At 37.9% G+C, this 19,376-nt stretch carries 19 protein-coding genes and 2 pseudogenes; all 21 read right to left on the bottom strand.

Translation table 11 applies throughout. The annotated features are described in order from the left end of the window. Nucleotides 1–71: 71 nt before the first annotated feature. Nucleotides 72–836 (bottom strand): ATP-grasp domain-containing protein, encoded by a 765-nt coding sequence (locus HT709_RS10335; RefSeq protein ID WP_000262013.1) that lies wholly within the window; start codon nucleotides 834–836, stop codon nucleotides 72–74. Nucleotides 837–898: 62 nt separating this feature from the next. After that, a complete protein-coding gene (locus tag HT709_RS10330) occupies nucleotides 899–1,087 on the bottom strand; it encodes a hypothetical protein (RefSeq protein ID WP_000179767.1) in 189 nt (62 codons plus the stop codon). A 320-nt stretch (nucleotides 1,088–1,407) separates the two neighbouring features. After that, entirely contained in the window at nucleotides 1,408–1,974 is a 567-nt protein-coding gene (locus tag HT709_RS10325) for a hypothetical protein (protein WP_000234981.1), read from the bottom strand. Nucleotides 1,975–2,442: 468 nt separating this feature from the next. Next, a pseudogene (locus HT709_RS10320) lies at nucleotides 2,443–3,187 on the bottom strand (CPBP family intramembrane glutamic endopeptidase). Between the two features lie 261 nt (nucleotides 3,188–3,448). Then, nucleotides 3,449–4,866, bottom strand: a pseudogene (gene gtfA, locus HT709_RS10315) (sucrose phosphorylase). A gap of 8 nt (nucleotides 4,867–4,874) precedes the next feature. Beyond that, nucleotides 4,875–5,195: a PTS lactose/cellobiose transporter subunit IIA gene (locus HT709_RS10310; protein WP_000343789.1), complete on the bottom strand. Its 321-nt coding sequence runs from the start codon at nucleotides 5,193–5,195 to the stop codon at nucleotides 4,875–4,877. Nucleotides 5,196–5,208: 13 nt separating this feature from the next. Beyond that, nucleotides 5,209–6,522: a PTS sugar transporter subunit IIC gene (locus HT709_RS10305; RefSeq protein ID WP_172925743.1), complete on the bottom strand. Its 1,314-nt coding sequence runs from the start codon at nucleotides 6,520–6,522 to the stop codon at nucleotides 5,209–5,211. A 10-nt stretch (nucleotides 6,523–6,532) separates the two neighbouring features. Beyond that, entirely contained in the window at nucleotides 6,533–6,835 is a 303-nt protein-coding gene (locus HT709_RS10300) for a PTS sugar transporter subunit IIB (protein WP_001020606.1), read from the bottom strand. Nucleotides 6,836–6,847: 12 nt separating this feature from the next. Next, nucleotides 6,848–8,278, bottom strand: a complete 1,431-nt coding sequence (locus HT709_RS10295) for a 6-phospho-beta-glucosidase (RefSeq protein ID WP_001062961.1) — start codon at nucleotides 8,276–8,278, stop codon at nucleotides 6,848–6,850. A gap of 148 nt (nucleotides 8,279–8,426) precedes the next feature. Then, a complete protein-coding gene (locus HT709_RS10290; RefSeq protein ID WP_023932686.1) occupies nucleotides 8,427–9,179 on the bottom strand; it encodes a MurR/RpiR family transcriptional regulator in 753 nt (250 codons plus the stop codon). 8 nt (nucleotides 9,180–9,187) lie between these two features. After that, complete coding sequence (locus HT709_RS10285; RefSeq protein ID WP_000493321.1) at nucleotides 9,188–9,910, bottom strand: MurR/RpiR family transcriptional regulator; 723 nt, start codon at nucleotides 9,908–9,910, stop codon at nucleotides 9,188–9,190. Nucleotides 9,911–10,439: 529 nt separating this feature from the next. Further along, nucleotides 10,440–11,795 carry a 23S rRNA (uracil(1939)-C(5))-methyltransferase RlmD gene (rlmD, locus tag HT709_RS10280; RefSeq protein ID WP_000914557.1) on the bottom strand — a complete coding sequence of 452 codons (1,356 nt, stop codon included), beginning with the start codon at nucleotides 11,793–11,795 and terminating at the stop codon, nucleotides 10,440–10,442. A 73-nt stretch (nucleotides 11,796–11,868) separates the two neighbouring features. Continuing rightward, entirely contained in the window at nucleotides 11,869–12,843 is a 975-nt protein-coding gene (locus HT709_RS10275) for a DUF1002 domain-containing protein (RefSeq protein WP_001227752.1), read from the bottom strand. Nucleotides 12,844–12,916: 73 nt separating this feature from the next. Beyond that, nucleotides 12,917–13,531 carry a cell wall hydrolase Pmp23 gene (gene pmp23, locus HT709_RS10270; protein WP_000476369.1) on the bottom strand — a complete coding sequence of 205 codons (615 nt, stop codon included), beginning with the start codon at nucleotides 13,529–13,531 and terminating at the stop codon, nucleotides 12,917–12,919. Further along, nucleotides 13,531–14,505 (bottom strand): nucleoid-associated protein, encoded by a 975-nt coding sequence (locus HT709_RS10265; RefSeq protein ID WP_031222414.1) that lies wholly within the window; start codon nucleotides 14,503–14,505, stop codon nucleotides 13,531–13,533. Before HT709_RS10265 ends, pmp23 begins: the two co-directional genes overlap by 1 nt. A 7-nt stretch (nucleotides 14,506–14,512) precedes the next feature. Continuing rightward, nucleotides 14,513–15,769, bottom strand: coding sequence for a serine hydroxymethyltransferase (glyA, locus tag HT709_RS10260; protein ID WP_033677253.1), 1,257 nt, complete (start codon nucleotides 15,767–15,769; stop codon nucleotides 14,513–14,515). Nucleotides 15,770–15,831: 62 nt separating this feature from the next. Further along, a complete protein-coding gene (locus tag HT709_RS10255) occupies nucleotides 15,832–16,263 on the bottom strand; it encodes a GNAT family N-acetyltransferase (RefSeq protein WP_172925741.1) in 432 nt (143 codons plus the stop codon). Nucleotide 16,264: 1 nt separating this feature from the next. Continuing rightward, nucleotides 16,265–16,867 (bottom strand): L-threonylcarbamoyladenylate synthase, encoded by a 603-nt coding sequence (locus HT709_RS10250; RefSeq protein WP_172925740.1) that lies wholly within the window; start codon nucleotides 16,865–16,867, stop codon nucleotides 16,265–16,267. Next, on the bottom strand, nucleotides 16,851–17,687 hold the full coding sequence (gene prmC, locus HT709_RS10245) for a peptide chain release factor N(5)-glutamine methyltransferase (RefSeq protein ID WP_172925739.1): 837 nt from the start codon (nucleotides 17,685–17,687) through the stop codon (nucleotides 16,851–16,853). The genes HT709_RS10250 and prmC overlap by 17 nt, the downstream gene beginning before the upstream one ends. Continuing rightward, nucleotides 17,687–18,766, bottom strand: a complete 1,080-nt coding sequence (prfA, locus tag HT709_RS10240; RefSeq protein WP_001028801.1) for a peptide chain release factor 1 — start codon at nucleotides 18,764–18,766, stop codon at nucleotides 17,687–17,689. The genes prmC and prfA overlap by 1 nt, the downstream gene beginning before the upstream one ends. Further along, complete coding sequence (locus HT709_RS10235; protein ID WP_000068143.1) at nucleotides 18,763–19,353, bottom strand: thymidine kinase; 591 nt, start codon at nucleotides 19,351–19,353, stop codon at nucleotides 18,763–18,765. The genes prfA and HT709_RS10235 overlap by 4 nt, the downstream gene beginning before the upstream one ends. Between the last annotated feature and the right edge of the window lie 23 nt (nucleotides 19,354–19,376).

Genomic DNA, 19,376 nt, shown 5'->3' with positions numbered 1-19,376 from the left:
AACTGGCTTGAAGCCATAACAAAAAACTGCAACTTACTCGTTGCAGATACACAGATTTAATTCTGTTCTTTTTAGAAACTTATATTTTCATTTTCAGGCATAGTAAAGACATCGTTTTTTTCAAAATAAGGTTTTACCATTTCTTTCCATCTAGCTTTATGAAAATTGATTGAGTTTAAAGGAGATAGGCCATAATTTCCCAATGCATAACCATCATTTACTTCAACAACAAGTGTTCTGCCATCACTAGTAACACCGATATCTAGTCCATAAGCTATTGGCGCATCTTTCCAACATGATATGGCTTTATCAATTACACTAGGATCAAATTGTGCATGATAATCACCTGTATAGGGTCGAACATCTAATACGCGACCATCTAAAACAAAACAACGCCATTCTGCTATGAATTCTACAACCTCACTAATCCATATAGGATAGTCAAAAGGTAGACCAATACCTATCAAATCACGGGTTCCGTTAACAACTCTTCCAGTAAAGACTTTTGAACCAGCTTTAGGCTTAATAAATTTTCCCCAATTATCAGGTATATTTACAATCTCTCCTAAAACACCTTCATAAATCTTTCGACCATAAAAGTCTTTAAGCTCAATAGGATAGTCATAAACCGGAACATTTAACCCCATCATTTTTAGTAATGCTCTGGTCTCCATTATATAATCTACAACTATATCTTTACTTGTTAACTGTTCTATTTCAGAAAAAGATTGATATAAAATAATTTCTTCTCCTTGTAAGTAGGCACCTACTTGAGCATTGTATTTATTAATTGAAACTTCACTTGGTAGTTTGCTTTGTCTAATATAAACAACCATTTCATCACTCCTACTTCACTAGTGTTGCACCTGTTTGTAAAAAAATAATAGCATTTTTGCTGTTATTTTTTTGAGTAAATAGCTCCCATAATATCATCGAAATAATCAACAGTATTAAGGAGTAATTCTATAACCTGGGACTTTGTTAGTCGTATTCCTCTTCTATCTCTAGCATCTTCTACTAAATTTTCAAGTTTATCTAGATTTTTATCATCCAAGCTAATCATTATTCTATTTTTATCAGTTGCCATTTTCTTCACCTCTAGTTAATTCTATCAAAAGTGTAACACTTGTGTCAACTGACTTTTATAATACATTAGTTTAAAAGTGGAGAGGATTTTTAACACAGTAACTTTAAATCTTTGGTATTAAAAAATTTTCACAGTATTTATAGAAATAAAATCTGTCTCAAATAAGTTATCAAATCTAGTATAAATTATGAGCGGCTACTCTAATACTTTTCCTCTAAACAAGACAAAGGCTTACACTCAATGATTTTCTTACCCCCTTCGTTACAATGTTTTGACATTTTTACTAGCAAAGGTACATACTCACAAGGAACTTTGATCGACTATTGAATCTCTCCCACTTCTTCTTTAACATATCCTTCTACATCTTCAATCTCTACAAACATTGGGTCTAAGTGACACAAGAAATGCCAATTTTCTGCACCTTTTTTTCTGTAGAGAATCGCTTCACCGTCTTCACTTCCGAAAAAGCTTCTATCTACTTCATATCCACTGCCTTCTAGAAAGTCTTTTGCCTGCCGATAGTTTGCTTCTCTTGCTTCCACATAGGTTTTAACTTCATCGTTGTTAACGACATATGCATCGATTTTGGAATAGCCTTCAATTACTTTTTCGTTTGGTTCGGATAGATTCGAGATCTTTTTCCAAATAATGTCTACATTTTCCTTAGAGTCAAACATAAATTTAGAAAAAGGTACAATGTTTCCGTTATAGATAATTTCCATATAGTCTGGTAGGTTTGTAGGATTAAAAAACTCTACTTCAAATCCATCTTCTGTTTCTAAAGTATATCCAGGGATTTGTGCTACAAAAGTTTTCCCATCTTCTATGGAATCAAATGCGACTAAATCTTTAGAATAATTATTTTGAGATAACTCTAATATAACCATATATAACCTCTTCTAAATTGTCTGTAGATTGATTTTTCAGAACATAATACTGATTAGTTAGTAACCGTTAGGATATAGCAAATTCTTTTTTCCACCTTCTTAAAACATCATTTCAAGGCTACATACTCAGCGGTTCGCTGTTACCCTATCGTTTCGTCGTAAACTTATTACTCTACGACAGCTATCCCATTGGCGGACTCAAAAGGTTTGGGGAACCTTTTGAGGATTAACTGCGTTTCACTAACAAACTCACACACTCAACATGTGTTAATATTCTTCTTTTATACTAATAAACAAAAGGCAATGAAAATCATTTTAAAATGATACTGTGGAACGGAAAGATTTTCGCCAGTTGCAAAAGAAACGACATTCATCATTCCACTTGAAATTACAACAGAAAATTCTTTAACATCGATTATCTAGATAGACCGATTGTTACCTTCAATAATGGATATACTGATCTAAATTTTAAAATGTTGTTTCCTTACTAATTCTATTACTCGCCAATATAGTATAAATAAAATAACCAATAAAAATGACAATAAAAATAACATTAATTTTTAACACAAAATAGAGATTTAACAAATTTGCGAACGCATGAAATAATATACAGTATCCCACAGATTTCGTTTGACGGTAAAGAAGACCTAAAACAAAACTTAAAAATAATGTATATATAAAAAACAAAATAAAAGGAAATCCTTGATGACTTTCTCCAACTATAAACCATAAAGGCAGATGCCAAATTCCCCAAATTGATCGTACAATCAAATTAGATTGCCAATATGTATATTTTTTATCAAGTAACGGTTGTAATATTCCTCTCCACCCTAATTCTTCATGTCCACCACCAAAAAAAAATTAGTTGTATAAAGAATAATGGCATTAGATAAATTGATACTCCATTTAATTCTAAGGAAGATACAGAAAATAGTATCAAAATTGCTAACATATGAATAATGAAATAGATACTACTATTTTCTCTCTTATTAAATAAAAAATGTTTAAATTTTATATTATTACTTTTCAAATAAAACCCACTTGCAATAGCTGGTCCGAGTGCACCTATTATATGTAAAGTTCTCCCTATAAAAGTTTCTAATCCAAAAATATGAGATTGCGTAAAGATGGCAAGAATCCCCCAAGCTATATAAGTAATTCCAAATGTACAATAAAGATAATTTTTTAAATTCCTTTTATCAATTTCTGTCATTTTATCTTCCTAATCTTGATTATTTTATGAATAATATTTTTACTGCTTCTTAGTTGCTCTCGGTTATAACTACCTATATTCTATCACAAAAATAGGAGCAGTTTAATTGACTGTTCCTGTTTTTTTATTACAAATATTCTCGAACAATTATCGTCACAACAGAATATAATTCATAGTTTACGTTTAAGTACTATTTTGTTACTAACTAGCTAACAAAAAGAGTGAGGAAATCAAACGTTTCCACCACTCTTTTGTATTCTATTATAGATAAATCGATGTTCTTTCACTATCTATTTTCTCTGTAATTTCAAATGATTTATCTTTCAGATTAGCTCTTAATTCTGCCACTGTATTGGCATCGGTATTGGTCCAACTGATGTGGATAGTATTAGCGTCTTCCATGTCAACAGTAAACTCTCCATCAAATGCTGCGCTGCTATTACGGAATTTGAGCAGATTGAACAAGGACAACTGGGCGTTGAACTTCTCGCTCAATTTCTTCCAAATCATAATAGTGACGGTTGATGTTGCGGCCTTCTTTGGTTGATTCGAGCAATTCGATATCATTTTCTCCTGCCAACAAGCCAACGTAGTAAATCTGCGGAATACCTTGTGCAAAACATTGAAGCACACGTGCCAAGAGATAGGCTTGGCCATCATTTCCTAAAACTGAATAGTAGGTACAATTTATCTTATAAATATCCAAATTGTTGTAGTCCTCTGTTTTGACATTTGCTCCTTGGGCATAGAGGGCTTCTCTTGTCACCTCTGTTTCCTCATCTGTCAGCAAGTCCTTGACATCGACCACTCCGTGTCCAAGGTTGTAAATTGCTTGCGAGGGCAGATTTCCATCCAGTGAACAAGACGGTTGACATTACCTGAATAAAGAGCATGAAGAACCAGCATCGGAAGGGCAAAGTCATAGACATAGTAGTCTTGCTCAGCGATTTTTTGCTGAATGGTGTAATGTTCATGAATTTCTGGAAGAATTTCCACTCCTTTTGGTGCCAATAGCTGACGCGGAAAATGAAGCATTTCCCAAATATCTGGCTCAACAAAGAAACAGTTGGTGCCGATTTTCTTATTGGCGTAGGCAAAGGCGTCCAAGCGAATAATGGAAGCTCCGTGGTCCGCCAGCTGTTCCAGATTTTCCTGAATAAAGCGACGAGTTGTTTCTGTTGTCACATCGAGGTCGATCTGTTGCTCATCAAAGGTACACCAAACTTTTTCCTTACTACCATCAGCAAACTTGGCAATGCGATAGGGAGCACGTGGCTTCCGTTTGTAAATCAGGTCTACATCTTCCTGAGTCGGCCCACTGTTTGGCCAAAAATTTTTGTAGCGGATAAACAAATCCGCATAGGCAGACTCATCTTTCTTTTCTAGGAAATCAAGGAAAAAGGCGACTTGGCTGAGATATGGTTAATCATGAAATCAAACATGAGGTAGTAGTCTTGACTGAGTGCCTCAATATCGCTCCAATCTCTAAAAGCCTCATCAACCTTGGTATAGTCCATGGGTGCAAACCCGCGGTCGCCTGACGATGGAAAGAAGGGAAGAATATGGACCCCACCGACCACATCTTTCAAAGGGCCTTCTAAGACCTACTTCAAGTCTTTCAGATTTTTTCCAAGACTGTCTGAATAGGTAATTAACATTGCTTGATTTTTTACTTTCATAACTTGCTCTATTTACCTTCCTCAAAGCGTTTATAGACTGCTATAAATTCCTCAGCAATCGTTCTAAAACCTTCTGCACTCATTAACTGATCCTCAGCGTGCATCAGAAGTAGACCTGTTTGGCTTAATGCCCCATTCATTTCTTTTGTCAAAAGTGAGTGGTGAGCATTGTGTCCCTGTACAAATGCTTCTTCGCCTTGTTTAATTCTATCTTTAGCCTGCTCGAATTCACCCTGCTTAGCCAATTGAATAGCATCGATGTACATAGATTTTGCTGTTCCTACATAGGTGATAATTTGAAAACACACTTCGAGTACTTTTTCGTCCATTTTAATACCTCTCTTACCAATCTTCGTCTTCTAAATCGCTTGTTTCTTGCATTACAGCTTGTAAAGCTTGTTTATCCATCTGTTTAATAAATGGATAATAAACAAAGAAAGACATAACCAAAATAAGTGTTTGCAACAAGGCTGTTTTCCAACCACCGATGATAAATCCTGAAATAATTGGAGGACAAGTCCACGGAACTTGAACGGCACCATACATAGGTGTCAGTCCAAAATAAATCGCTGAATACTGGATGATACAAGATAAAATAGGCGTTAATATAAAGGGAGTTGCTAAAACTGGGTTCATTACAATCGGCAAACCAAAGAGCACCGGCTCATTGATATTAAAGATGGCTGGAACCATTTCAAGACGTCCAAGAATTTTTAGTTGTTTTGATTTTGCAAATGCAACCATGTAAACTACCAAACCAATCGTAATCCCGGCACCTGTAACATTGATAAATTGATCAAAAAATTGAATCGTCACAATATGACCACCATTGGCTAGATTTAATTCAAGGCCCTTATCTAAAATGGCTTGGTTTTCCAAAGCATTCGCCTGTAGCAAGCCACTCATGATGCCACCAACTACAGTTGAGCCGTGCACCCCAAACATCCATAAGAATGGTACAAGGAAACACATAAGCACCGCACCAAACAATGAGTCAGTCAAGCCTTGCATTGGTGTTTGAATAAGATTATAAATCATTTCAATCGTTGTGACCTTAAACAATTGTTCAACAAGTCCGACAAAGATCGTTGCCGCTGTGATGATAACAGTAGCAGGAATCAAGGCTGAAAATGCGTTGGCTACACCAGTTGGTACGCCATCTGGCATTTTGATTTTGATATTTTTCTTCAAAAACCAAGAATAGCTTGCTCCTACAATCAAACCAACGATAATGGCACCAATCATCCCTTTCCCGGAAGTCCAATCCTTCAGAATAATGTTACCAACTACATCCCCATTTTTAGAAATCAAACTGGAGGGCTGGATTAGCAAGAAAACTGCTAGGGCAATGACACCTGCCCCAAGCGGCTCCTGTTTTTCTAGCTTAGCATAGGTATACGCAATCCCAATGACTGTTACAATCGCACTGATATTAAAGGTTGCACCAATTGTTTGATTGAGAACAGGGGTAATACCACTAGTTTCTAACATCGTTGCTAGAGCTGGAACTGGAAGATTGGCCAAGATAAGAAAGATGGAGCCAACAATCAACAATGGCATAGAGAAAACAATACCATCTTTTATCGCTGTTACACCTTTGGTATTGACAAAGGCCATCATCCCATCAACAAACTTTTTAATCAGTTTATCCTTCATCATCTTCTCCTTATTTTTTCATCATGTAAGCTTGTTTAAGAACTGCCATACCGTTTGCAGTGCCATAATCAGCCATTGCAATCACTTCTACAGGAACATTGTGAGAAGCACAAATTTCTTTTGCTTTTTCAAGTTGGAAACCAACCTGTGGGCCTAATAGAGCCACATCAATATCTCCAACTCTTTGTTCCAATTCACTGATGGAATAAGCTGCAATTGTTGCATCTTTCCCTTTTTTCTGAGCCGCTTCTTTCATTCGCTCAACCAAAATACTTGTTGACATACCTGCTGCACAAAACAATCCAATATTCATTTTAATTACTCCTTATAATTCGTTTCCATTTGATGTAATCACTTTTTGATACCATGTAAAGGAATCTTTCTTCATTCGTTGCAAAGTTCCTTCGCCATTATTATTCTTATCGACATAGATAAAGCCATAACGCTTCTCCATTTCACCTGTACCAGCACTAACAATATCGATACAGCCCCAAGGGGTATAACCAATGACATTTACGCCATCTTCTTCAATCGCTAACATCATTTGTTCAATGTGTTGTTTGAGGTAATCAATGCGGTAAGAATCATGGATTCCATCAGGCTCTACCTTATCATAAGCACCGAATCCATTTTCAACTATAAAAAGCGGACAATGATAGCGATCGTATAAAAGATTTAAGCTATAGCGTAATCCCTCAGGATCAATCTGCCAACCCCAATCGCTTGATTCAATATAGGGATTTTTCTTAGTATAAACATCTTTGAAAAGTTCTTCTGTTTCCTCAGATGCTGTAGCAGTCACTGTATCACTCATATAGTAACTCAAGCCAATATAATCTACACAACCTTCTTTTAGAGTTTCTAGATCTTCTGGTAAAATATCCAGTTTGATATTATTTTTTCGACAAAAGGCCTCGATATAGTAAGGACGCTCTCCAAAAACATGAAGATCTCCATAGTGAAATAAACGATGCTCCATTGCCTTCTGGCTAGCAAGTATATCTTTTGTATCACATGTATTCGGATAAAATGGTACCATTGCCAGCATACAACCAATTTTGAAATTTTTATTGATTTTCCGACCCAATTGTACAACTTTTGCAGAAGCCACTGACTGATAATGGATAACCTGCTGTAGTACCTCAACTGGATTTTCATCTTCTTGATAAATGACACCAGAATTAGTCCATGAGCACCAAGGAACATTAATTGCACCTTGATTATTGATCTCGTTAAAGGTCATCCAATACTTAACTTTGTCCTTATATCGTTCCATGACGACTTCCGCAAAACGAACAAAGAAATCAATCAACTTGCGATTACGCCAAGCACCATACTTAGTAACTAGATGATAGGGCATTTCAAAGTGACTGAGTGTGATGACCGGTTCAATTTGACGAGCTAGCAGCTGATCAAATAAATCATCATAAAATTTCAACCCTTCTTCGTTAGGTTCTTCTTCATCTCCATTTGGGAAGATACGAGTCCAGGCAATCGAAGTTCGAAAACACTTAAATCCCATCTCAGCGAATAATTGTATATCGTCCTTATAGGTTCTGTAAAAATCTATTGCATCATGATTCGGATAATATTCGTCAGGTAAGACGCCATCAGTAATCTGTCGAGAGTGGGTAGCACTTCCAACCGTCATCACATCGGCTATCGAAATGCCTTTTCCACCTTTATCATATCCTCCTTCAATTTGGTGAGCAGCAACTGCCCCACCCCATAAAAAGCCTTCTGGTATTTTTGCCATTTTACCAATCCTTTCTGTATTTTGTACTAGCGCTATGAACAAGTCTATTTTATAACATACTGTATCTGCTGACAATAGATATTGAGATAGAAAATAAATGTACAGTCGAACAATATTTGTTACATAAAAAAAACAAGAGTTTTCACTCCTATTTTTTTAAATAAACTTGGTAACGTAAGGATTCTAAAAAATAGACAACTGGAATCTGAGTGGTCAAATTAGTGGAACGTAGCGAGGAATCTGCGTAGGCAACTGGCATAAAGTAGGATAAATTTATATCCGATAGCTGTGATAAAGTGGAAATATCTGTATTTGTCAGACTAACAATCTTAGCATTTCTTTCTTTGAATCCCTGTACCAGAGTTAGAACTTCTTCTGTCTCACCGCTGACACTTAGAGCAATAACCAAAACATCCTCCAAATTAGAATGATGCAATTTCAGAGAATAAAATGGGTTAGTAATAGCAAAGCTAAGAATACCGATTCCAGAAAAAAGATATGAGCCATATTCTGCCAAACTTAGACTAGTACCCACCCCTAAAAAGATAACTTGTTTGGCTTGAACGATCAAGTCTGCTATCTCTGATAGTTGTTTTTTTAAAGCTTCATCTTGGACACTAGTCTGTAAAAATTGTATTGCTGGAATATCAATAGGAAAGTAGTGACGATGTTTATTTTCCTTATCTTCCGACCTTGACAAAGCATATTTTAAATCATTGTAGCTATCAAATCCCATCTTTTTCGCAAAACGAATGATGGTTGTTGTCGATAGATTTATAGATGTCGATAGCTCTCTGATAGTCATCGTAGCAACTTTATCTCTATGTTGCAATATAAAATTATACACGCTTAATTCACTATTATTTAGCCCTTTTACTTTATGATAATCAAATAAATTCATAGACACCCTTATGCTTTTGTAGTATATAGTTGTTTCATTAACATTTCAATAATAAGAATAACAGGTACCTGCGTCGTAATATTAAACCCATTTAAAAATAATTGAGGAACATGATAGGTTATGGAGCAATCAGATAGCCTTGACAATGTTGATTCCAATGTATTTGTGATGGCAATAACTGGACAACCTTTTTCCTTTAATTTTTGTACAATTTTCAATGTTTGAGAAGTCTCACCAGATTCGGATAAGGCAATGACACAAGTTTTTTCCATACTGTTTTGTAGCACTGGTTGCCAAGGATCTTCAATACACATACTAAATTTGCCAATATTTGAAAAATAGCGCGCTCCATATCGACCTAAAGTTCCAGAGGAACCAATTCCGACAAAAACAATCTGTTCAACTTTCTTTAAGATTGCCACAGCCTCCATAATCAGCTGCAAAAAAGTATCTTGCTCAGTATAATCAATGAATAGCTTCAAAGAATGATTGTTTTGATTGTTTAAAATAATTTGCTCATTTTTTAAATATTCTTTATAAGCAATCTTAAAATGGCTATATCCATCAAATCCTAGATGCTTGCAAAATCGTTGTACGGTTCCAACTGATACATGTGCAAGTTGGGCCAATTCCTTGATTGTCATAGAGGATATATTTTCATTTTCTAAAATAGTTGTATAAATAGCATTTTCTAAGTCGTTAAAACTTGCTACAACCTCATAACTAAACATATAATTCCTTTTTCTATCTCTATTGATTTGCTTACAATGTAACAAAAAACTAATAACCAAAGTGTTCCACACTAAAATAATGGAGAGCATAATGGCTATAAAACCAAGTCAGCATTAAAATCTATTAGAAAACCAGACGAATCAGATTTGTCTAACGAGACATGGTTAAGAGAAAATACTTTAAAACAGTATTGCCTTATGTCCTAGATTATATCATATTTTTGAGCATACTTTGAGTATTGTTAGTTAATTGACTTAAAAGAAACATAACAAGAGCTTATCTCTATTAAATTGTATCAATTTCAATCGCCCATTCTGGAGATATGTAAGGTGTGGACGTTTCTATTCCCACAATCTCCTTGTCAATGGAAACAAACACGTACCCACAGGGTAAATGGAAATAGAAACTGATAATTTCTAGCTATCACTTCTATTCATTCCAAAAATTTTCTCACTCTGATACTTCCCCACGCCAATACAAAAAGCCTTGCAATCAAGGCTTTTCGTTATCCCTTTCATTCAAAGGTTTCTAGGTTTTTACGAGCAGAGCAACACACTCCACGTGGTGCGTCTGCGGAAAAAGATCAACCGGCTGGACTTTCTTCAATTCATATCCCAATTCTTGGTAGAGTTTGATATCACGCGCCATGGTTGCGACATTACATGAGATATAGGCGATGCGGTTAGCTCCTGTTTGGGTACTAGCTTTGATAAAACTCTCGGTGAGTCCTTTTCTTGGTGGATCAACTAGGATAAGGCTTGGTTGAATTCCATCTTTAAGCCAATTCTTCATGGCGTTTTCAGCTGTGTCACAGACATAGTTGGCATTTGAAATATTGTTCAGTTGAGCATTCTTCTTACTATTCTCAACCGCTTCTGGAATTACTTCAACACCATAGACTTCCTTGACGTGTTTCGCAACAGAAATACCAATCGTCCCGATACCAGAATAGGCATCAATGACCACATCATCTTCTTTTAATTCAGCAAAGTCAATAGCTGTTTGATAAAGTTTTTCAGCCATTTCAGTATTGACTTGATAAAAGGCAGGGCCAGCGATTTGGTAGTCATTTCCCAACATCTGGTCAGTGATAAAATCTTGTCCATAAAGCGTACGCCATTCCTTACCAAAAATAGCATTAGTGTTCTGGTCATTGATATTTTGCATAACAGACACAATCTCTGGAAACTGCTTGATGACTTGTTCAATCAATTGGTCAACACGAAAAACTTTGGGACGAGTTGTCACCAAAATGACCATGATTTGCCCTGAATAGTGCCCACGACGCACCACAAGATTTCGAATCAAGCCAGATTGTTCCTTTTCATCATAAGGTTTCAAATCATAACGACGTAGCAAGTCACGTAGACCTACTACTACCTCATCAATCACAGAATCTTGTATAAAGAAATCTTCCAAAGGCATGAGGTCGTGGGAATTCTTACGGAAAAATCCTGTTTCCAAAACACCATTCACTCGACGAACAGGGACCTGTGCTTTGTTACGGTACTTGACTGGATTTTCCATACCTAAAGTTTCAGCAACCTCTATATCATCAATTCCAGCAATCTTATATAGACTGTCTTTGACTTGCTTGGTTTTAAACTTGAGCTGTTCTGGATAGGCAAGATGACCTAAATCCGCGATTCCTGAACGCAGGTAAGCCAAATCTAAATCTTGATTACGGTGTGGTGATTGGACAAGGTATTCTTCAACTTTCCCAAAACCAATCTTTTTATTAACCTTGAGGACACGCATAAGGATTTTTTCACTCGGTAAAGCATTCTCAACAAAAAATACCAAACCATCCACCTTGGCAACTCCTGCCCCTTCATGGGTCAAGTCAACAATCTCAACTTCTACAATATCATTTTTCTTTAACATTATTTTCTCTTTCTATTGGCCGACAAAAAAGACGGCAACGTTAGGGTTACCATCTATTATACCATGAAATTTCTTAAGAACCAAAACTCTTGAAGAAGTTGACAATGGCTTGCCAGAGGGAACTTAAGAAGTTCCCACCGTCCTCTAGCGCCTTATCAGCATCAAAGTTAAGGTTGATATTTTTAAAACTGTCGCCAGCTTGTGAAACAATACTTTGTTTAAGGTCATTTAGAGTTTTAGTGAAGTCTGTATTGCTAAGAATATCACTTTTTGAGAGATTCAAAGCAAAATTGATGATGATATTGATTTGGTTTCCTGTTATAACCTGATCAAGTTTGTAATTTTTCAAGGTATCTTCAACAATTTTACGGACATCTTCCTCTGTCAGATTTCCCTTACTTTCTTTAGCTTTGGCGAGTCCTGACTTAATATCTGCTAAGGCAACGTTTAATTTATTAGCATCATAGCCTGTTTTGTCCTTGTTTTCAGCATTGATATCGGACAAAGCCTTTAGCTCTTCTTGAGCCAAATCTTTGTTGGCTTGTGGCACCTTGGCTCCATTAGCTTCTAGCGAATAATAAATCCCTGCTAAAGCACTCTCACCTGTAACTGGAATAGGGGCTGCTACAGTGATTTTAGCATGTTCCACACCCAAGGTTACTGCTGCATTTCGGTACATATCCTGAGTCACCTTAGTGATGTTCTCTGGTGTTTCAATCTTGACCTCAAGTGGCGACTTGTCACCTAGTTTTTGAATCTTGGCTGATGAATACAATTGTAAGCTAGAGTCATTGGCCACATTCATAATCTTAGAATAGACATCAGGTGTCATGGTCTTGAGTTCTTTGGTGTCTGTTGAGGCATTGTAGCCTAGTTTTTTAAGGGTTTGATTTTTTTGATCTTCAGACAATGATGAACCTAGGACATATTCAGGTTGAACATAGGTTTCATCGATAACTTTTTGAACATCTGTTGCTGCATGGGCGCTATTCATAGCTGTTACTGCCCACAAGACCGCAGCACTGGTCAGAAAGAGTTTCTTTCTCATAGGGAATTCCCTCCTTTACCTTTTTAGAGTAATATATCTATCTTAAAGAAAACTTATAACAAAAACACCTGGATTAGCCAGATGTTGAAAAGAGAGTGAAACATTTGATGATGTAAAGGTTAAGATGAACCTGCCTAGAATAGTAATAGTTTCCTCCATTTACATAAAGTTCAGCACCGTGAAAAATGGAAATAGGGTGAATATAACTATAAGTCTTTCCAGTGGTATTACCAAGCAAGGGAGCAACAGTCTCACGAGAGTACTGTTTGGCCAGAGCCAAGGTATTTTCCTTGCCATTTTGGGCGATAAAATCGATATAGGCTGGTCCAAAATTATAGGCTTGAACAGCCGTCCAGACATCAACACCCTGCTTCTGGGCCAGATAGAGATTGTCTGTCAGAGTTTGAACGCCTTGCCGAATGCTAGAGGCGTTATCATTTATGGTGTTGGTGGAACCACTGGCAGACTCACTAGACTGCATGACGTCGCCTTCTTTTCCTTTTGTTTCGGTATAAATCATAGCGAGCACAAGCTCTTCGTTTGCTGGGGTGTCTTTTTCACTCAAGATTTCTCGCACCATGGGTTGATAGGTCATAACTTGCTTAACATCTTGGTGAATGCGGTAAGCTTTATATCCAGCAAAAAGGAAGACTGCTAGTACAAGCACTCTTCGAATTCGTTTAAACATTATTTACTTTGGATATCCTCGATATTTTTGATTAAGATAGAGTAGGTTCCATTGTCGTTTTGGATAAACTCAACAGACTCGGCGTCTTGATAGACGTTATTGGGAACGATGAGCTCAATTCCATTTGACAAGGAAAGTTTTTGATTTTCAAATTTCTTTAATTGGCGACTGGCATCAATTTCATCAAATTGAACAGGTTCTGGTACGGCTTCTTTGACTTGGTCAATAAAGCTCAAACGAGCCGTCAGATTGTTGTCAAAAAGGTCATTGGCCAGTTTCTCTGGTGACAATTCATTGCTTTCTTCTAGGTTGTTGAAAATCGCTGATTTGACCTTGGATTGAAATTGAAAATCATCTGTGTTAAAAGTCTCAGCAATGCGCTGTGCTGTTTTTTCCAATTCCTTGATAGATTTCTTAGGAGAAATCTTAGGAGCGACAGCAAGAAGATTATCTGAAAAATAGTTCAAGAAAGCCCCGTTATACTTGATTCGTTTTTCAATCAGATGGTACTTGCGACTCTGAAGATTAACCACCAAGGCCTCATCAGCCCCTGTTCCAAATCCAGGCAGGTTATTCTGAGTCAGCTTGATTGGATTATCAACTTCTCCTCCGAGGTGAGTCAAGGTCTCACGCAGGGCAATTCTCAAGAAAGCGAAATGTTCCACACCTTCTTTAGACAATTGCACAAAAATCAAGTCATTGGTCTTGAGATTTTCAGAAATGCTAAACTCCTCTTTCCAGAGATTAGCCAGTGTTACTGATGTCTCCAATAAATCGTCTGTGATGTGATTGAAGAAGGGATTTTCTTCCTCGAAAATCCCAGTCTTGGCTTCATCTGAATACACACGTTCAATTTTTTTACGCAGGTATTCTTCGATTTTTGGAGTAATATTGAGAAGCTTATCCGCTAGGAACAGCTCGGTATCATCCGGACTGAACTGGTGAATAATGGCTTTCTTAATATAAATGTCCATAAAAGTTTTAGTCCTCGTATAATGGGAAGGCATCTGTCAATTCTTTGACTGCACTTCTCACTTCTTCTAATACAGCCTCATTTTCTGCATTTTTAAGGGTTTTAATGATGAGTTCAGCCACTTTGCGACTTTCTTCTTCACCAAATCCACGTGCAGTAATGGCTGCTGCTCCGATACGAATCCCACTTGTCTTGAATGGTGACAAGGTTTCGTAAGGGATTGAATTTTTATTTAGGGTAATATTGACTTCATCCAGCAAGTTTTGAGCAACTTTTCCGTTTTCTACAACCTTAGTCACATCAACAAGGAAGAGATGGTTTTCAGTTCCACCTGAAATAATACGGAAATCAGGGTCTTGCAAGAAGACATCTGCCATAGCCTTGCTGTTCTTAATTACATTGGCAGCATATTCCTTGAAGGCTGGATCCAAAACTTCTTTGAAGGAAACAGCTTTAGCCGCCACAACGTGTTCCAAAGGACCGCCCTGAATACCTGGGAAAATAGCTGAATTGATTTTCTTAGCTAAGTCTTCATCATTGGTCAAAATCAAACCACCACGTGGTCCACGAAGGGTTTTGTGGGTCGTTGTTGTCGTGATGTGAGCGTATGGTACTGGGCTTGGGTGAAGACCAGCAGCAACCAAACCAGCGATATGAGCCATATCTACCATAAGTTTAGCCCCAACAGCGTCCGCAATTTCACGGAATTTTGAAAAGTCGATAATTTGAGAATAGGCTGAAGCACCTGCTACGATCAATTTTGGTTTTACTTCTTGAGCTTGTTTCAAGATAGCATCAAAATCCAAGAGTTCCGTTTCAGGGTCAACACTGTAAGAAACAAAGTTGTAGGTTTGACCTGAGAAACTAACTGGAGCTCCGTGGGTCAAGTGTCCACCTGCTGCCAAATCCATCCCCATAACGGTATCACCTGGCTCAATTAAGGCCATGTAAGCCGCACAGTTAGCTTGGCTTCCTGAGTGAGGTTGGACATTGGCAAATTTTGCACCGAAAATTTCTTTTGCGCGTTCAATGGCTAGAGATTCTACCACGTCTACTACATCTGTTCCACCATAATAACGGCGTCCTGGGTAGCCTTCGGCGTATTTATTCGTCAAGATAGACCCTTGAGCTGCCATAACAGCCTTGGAAACTACGTTTTCCGAAGCAATCAACTCAATGTTGTTTTGTTGTCGTTCTTCTTCTTTGGCAATAGCATTCCAGAGATCAGCATCATATGCTTTAAAATCATCTTTGTCAAAAATCATAGGTCTTCTCCTTTTATTGTGTGACTAGTCCATTAGTTTCATTTTCTTATTAGAAAATCAAACTAAAAGATGCGAATAAACCGTTTCTGCATTTTATCACAAGTATAACCAACTTTTTCATAAAATGCATGAGCACCCAGACGATGATCGGCAGAGTTTAAGCGGATAAACCCATAACCACGTCTTTTTGCTTCTTCTTCCAACCCTTGTAATAAGCTTTTACCAATACCTTGACCTTGCGCTTGAGGTGAAACTGCTAAAGCTAAAATATTAAATCCTGCTTTAGAATAAAGTGATTCATAGACCTCAGCGTGGACATATCCAAGCAAGGCATGACTAGCTTCATCCTCATAAGCAAGTAGGAAATGATGTGAATCCTGAGATAATCTAGCTAGTTGACTAGCTGTATCCTCTGGACTAAAAGAATAACCCAAAGCCTCTTGGTTAATTTCACAAATGGCTTTCACATCAGTTTCTCTTAAATCTCTTAGCATCTCATTCCTCCTCAAAAGAAATCTCTGGCAACCGAGCAAGAATATCTTCTCGCTTAATCGCCCCTTGGCGTAAGATTTTCACCTTGTCTCCCGACAAATCCAAAATAGTTGAATCCTGTCCAGTTAGAAATGCATCGTCTTCTAGACCCAGAACCTCTTGGTCAAAATCCTTCAGAATTTGTTCAAAGGTCACGCCACTTGCCTGACCTGAGATATTGGCAGACGGTCCAATCAAGGGACCCGTCTCTCGAATCAAATCAAGGGTAATGGGATGACTAGGCATCCGAAATCCAACAGTCGCAAGGCCAGAATTGACCCAATAGGGAACTCTGTCATTAGCTTCGAGAATAATAGTCAAGGGACCTGGTAAAAAGGTCTCTACAAGTTTTTGAAGATAAGTTGGCTGATTCTTAGAAAAGTTCAAGATGTCCTTTAGAGAGGCGATATTGAGATTGAGTGCCTTATCTCTAGGACGACGTTTGAGTTGGTAAACATGGTTAACTGCTTCTTCGTCTAGAGCCTTTGCAAAGAGACCGTAAACTGTCTCCGTAGGTAAGACAACTGCACCACCCTTTTCTAACTCTTGTCTAATCCTGTCTATCATCAATCACGACCATCCTATCTTGACCAAATTGATCCTTAAGCGTTCTTACACGTTTTTCAGGAAGATGCTTCCTAAAAAGTTCAGGAACACTTTGACCTTGCTTGTATCCAATTTCAAGGTAAATCTTACCACCATCTTTGAGATAGTCTTTTGCATCTTCCGCAATTCTACGGTAAATAGCTAGGCCATCCTCGTCTGCAAAGAGAGCTAGATGAGGCTCCGAATGCAAAACATTCAAGCCAACCTCTGACTCATCTTCACGAGAGATATAGGGTGGATTGGAAACAATTATATCATATTTTTCAGAAATTTCTGTAAAACAGTCAGATTTTTTTAAAAATATTTGAAGATTTTGATTTTTAGCATTTTCGTTAGCTAAATCTAAAGCATCTTGGGAAATATCTGCTGCTGTCACTGACCAATCTGGTCTATTTTTTGCTAGAGCGAGAGCAATAGCTCCACTACCTGTCCCGATATCTAGGACCTTAAGATTTTCTTCAGAATTTTCAGCCAGGATAAGCTCGACTAATTCCTCTGTCTCTGGACGGGGAATCAAAACCCGCTCATCAACTTTTAACTGCATTCCATAAAAATCTGCCTGTCCGATGATATACTGTGCTGGTTTATGATCTACTAACTGTTGAAAAATTCCTTTTACAAATTGTTTTTCTTCCTCTGTTACCTCTTTCTGGAGGGCAAAAACAAAATCTGTGAAAGGAAGATTTTTCAGGCCACGATAGACAAAAGAGAGGCTTTCAGCTTCCTCTCCTTGTCTTATCAACTCTTCTTCAAAATCTGAAAATAATTGAGCTAATATCATTATTTATTTAATTCTTCTAATTTTTGTGTTTGGTCATAGAGCACCAAAGCATCCACAACCTCATCCAATTTACCAGACAAAATAGTATCTAGTTTTTGGAGAGTCAAGCCGATACGGTGGTCTGTGACACGGTTTTGTGGGAAGTTATAAGTACGAATACGTTCTGAACGGTCACCAGTACCGATTGTTGATTTACGCTCAGCGTCTTGTTCATCCTGAGCAATTTGTGCAAAGTGGTCAGCAACACGCGCACGGATGATTTTCATGGCTTTCTCACGGTTCTTCTGCTGGGTACGTTCTTCCTGCATCTCAACTTTAATATTGGTTGGCAAGTGAACGATACGAACGGCTGTCGCAACCTTGTTGACGTTCTGTCCACCAGCACCAGAGGCGTGATAGATGTCGACACGAAGGTCTTTTGGATCAATGTCGTATTCAACCTCTTCAACTTCTGGCATAACAAGAACTGTCGCTGTCGAAGTATGAACACGGCCTTGGCTTTCTGTCACAGGGACACGTTGCACACGGTGGGCACCTGATTCGTACTTGAGTTTAGAGTAAACCGACTGACCAGAAACCATAGCAACCACTTCTTTAAAACCACCGACACCGTTCATAGAGGCTTCCATGACTTCAAAGCGCCAACCTTGGGCTTCCGCATACTTTTGGTACATAGTTAGCAAATCTCCAGCGAAAAGTGCCGCTTCGTCTCCACCAGCTGCTCCACGGATTTCAAGGATGATATTCTTGTCATCGTTTGGATCCTTTGGAAGGAGCAAAATTTTCAGTTTTTCTTCATATTCTTCTTTTTCAGCCTTGGCATCTTTGAGTTCTTGCTTGGCCATTTCTTCCAAGTCCGCATCTCCGCCTGATTCCTTAATCATCTCTTCGGCATCGACGATATTTTGAAGGACTTGTTTATACTCACGGTAGGCTATTACGGTGTCACGATTGGAAGCTTCTTCTTTTGAAAGCTCCATAAAACGCTTGGTGTCTGAAACGACATCAGGGTCACTCAGCAATTCTCCTAGTTCTTCATAACGGTCTTCTACAGCTTGTAGTTGATCATAGATGTTCATTTTTCTTCATTCTCCTTATTGATTTCAGGGGCAAAATAATGTTTACGGCAAACCGAGATATAGGTTTCATTACCACCAATCTGGATCTGTTCTCCATCGTAAACGGGCAGTCCATCCTGTGTTCGCAACACCATGGTCGCCTTTTTCTTGCAATACTGACAGATGGTCTTGATTTCGTCAATCTTGTCTGCTAAAAGCAAGAGATATTTGGAACCTTCGAACAATTCATTGCGAAAGTCATTTTTCAAGCCAAAAGCCATGACGGGTATGTCTAACTCGTCCACAACACGAGCTAGGTCGTAAACATGGTGGCGTTTAAGAAACTGGGCTTCATCGACCAAAACACAATAAGGTTTTTCTGGTAGGTCTCGGATATAGCCAAAGATATCCGTTGTTTCCTCAATCGCAAGGGCAGGGCGTTTCATGCCAATTCGACTCGACACATAGCCAACACCGTCACGCGTATCCAGAGCCGAGGTCATAATGACAACACCTTTTCCTTGCTCCTCGTAGTTATAGGCCACTTTGAGAATCTCAATCGTTTTACCAGAGTTCATGGTCCCATAACGATAATACAACTGTGCCATGTTTCTTGCTTCACGTCCATTTC

Source organism: Streptococcus sp. 1343, from assembly GCF_013277355.1.
Taxonomy (GTDB): domain Bacteria; phylum Bacillota; class Bacilli; order Lactobacillales; family Streptococcaceae; genus Streptococcus; species Streptococcus pseudopneumoniae.
This window is presented reverse-complemented; position numbering and strand designations above follow the sequence as displayed.